2 protein-coding genes and 1 pseudogene are annotated in these 1515 nt (G+C 60.7%); all 3 read left to right on the top strand.

Annotation, left to right across the window (positions count from 1 at the left end; translation table 11 throughout):
• Nucleotides 1–184, top strand: a pseudogene (locus IAE77_RS04980) (MFS transporter); the annotation flags it as partial.
• Nucleotides 185–375: 191 nt separating this feature from the next.
• Nucleotides 376–846, top strand: coding sequence for a DUF1801 domain-containing protein (locus IAE77_RS04975; protein ID WP_294222738.1), 471 nt, complete (start codon nt 376–378; stop codon nt 844–846).
• A 237-nt stretch (nt 847–1083) separates the two neighbouring features.
• Nucleotides 1084–1515 (top strand): pyridoxamine 5'-phosphate oxidase family protein (locus tag IAE77_RS04970; RefSeq protein ID WP_294222735.1); only part of this gene is annotated, 432 nt, incomplete at its 3' end.

The following is a 1515-nucleotide window of genomic DNA, read 5'->3' as shown; positions in this document are numbered from 1 at the left end:
CGGGCGTGTGATGGGACTGTACACGCTGACGTTCTTCGGCTTCGCACCGTTCGGCAATCTGGCGATGGGACAGCTGGCGGAACAGTGGGGCATGAGCACCATCATCACACTGAATGCGATCTGCACGTTCATTCTCGCCGCGCTTGTGATTGCGCTGGTGCCGCAGTTGCGGAAGATGCCGTAAGCACAGCGTGACAAGCATTCCGCCCAGCGCGCCGCCGCTTCGCGGACACGGCGTGAGCGGACGCTGAGCGCAAGTGATTTGAAAAATCCTCCGCCAACCTGCCGTTGTGGCGCTTTAGCGTGTGGCGTGTTTACAAGAGTCCAGAAACAGCGGACAATCTAAACAGCCCCAGCCAACAGGAGAGACATTTTATGAGCACCAAGAAGGAAACTGCAAAGTCGACTGCAACTCGCCAGAAGTCCGAAGGATTCACGGCCGAAGAAAAAGCCGCGATGAAGGCCCGCGCGCAGGAACTGAAAGCCGAAGCGCGTGCCAGCAAGAACCGGGCCGAAGGGGAACGTGTCGCACTCGCGGCCATCAACGCGCTGCCGGAACCGGATCGCACCATGGGCAGGCAGATCCACGAGATCGTCAAAGCCGCCGCGCCGGCCCTCGCGCCGAAAACCTGGTACGGGATGCCGGCGTATGCTAACGCGGAGGGCAAGGTCGTGTGCTTCTTTACCCCGGCGTCGAAGTTCAAGTCACGGTACGCGACGTTCGGCTTCAACGAAGACGCGCATCTTGACGACGGCGCGATGTGGCCGACCTCCTTTGCGCTGAAGGAGTTGACGGCCGCCGAAGAGAAGAGGATTAGCGCGCTCGTGAAGAAAGCAGTGAGTTGAGAACTGATCTCGCCGCACAGGTCATTCCCGCGGTAGTCGCGCATGCGTGCCGCCAGACTCCGGTGGAGTCTGGGTACGGCAAGCGGGAATCCATTGGCCAATCGACCAGTTCGCCAATCATCACTCTGGATGCCCGACGCGAAGCGCGCACTCGGGCACACATGCACCCCGCCCAGCGCGCCTCCGCCATGGCATGGCGGACAAGGCGTGCGTGCAGCGCGGTGTGACGAGGCAACAATGACCTGGAAAATTCTCGAAGACCAACAACCCAAACTGGCCGCGTTTGGACTCGAACGGCTGAATGGCCGAGTGGCCTATCTGGCGACGATCCGCAAGGACGGATCGCCGCGCCTGCATCCGATGACGCCCATCATCGGGCGAGGGCACTTCTTCGTTTTCATGGAACCGACTTCGCCCAAAGGCCACGATTTGCAGCGCGATGGACGTTACGCCATTCACTGCGCGGTGAGTGACAACAGCGGCTCAAGCGGCGAGTTCAACATCACCGGCCACGCGCATCTGATCGATGATGCTGAACTGCGGGCGTTGGCCGTGAGCCTGGCCAGCTATGAGGTAGCGGAGCGCTACATCTTGTTCGAGTTCGACATCGAGAGGGCGGCTTCGACGGTTTATGCAGAGGATCGAGCGGTGCGGCAAGTTTGGCAGAGA

The sequence above is a fragment of the Prosthecobacter sp. genome, from assembly GCF_014879935.1.
Taxonomy (GTDB): Bacteria; Verrucomicrobiota; Verrucomicrobiia; order Verrucomicrobiales; family Verrucomicrobiaceae; genus Prosthecobacter.
The sequence above is the reverse complement of the archived record's forward strand: the minus strand, read 5'-3'. Positions and strand labels throughout refer to the sequence as shown.

Excerpts from the sequence above, each read along its gene's own strand:
- IAE77_RS04975 (WP_294222738.1), top strand. The coding sequence starts at position 376 with ATGAGCACCAAGAAGGAAACTGCAAAGTCGACTGCAACTCGCCAGAAG.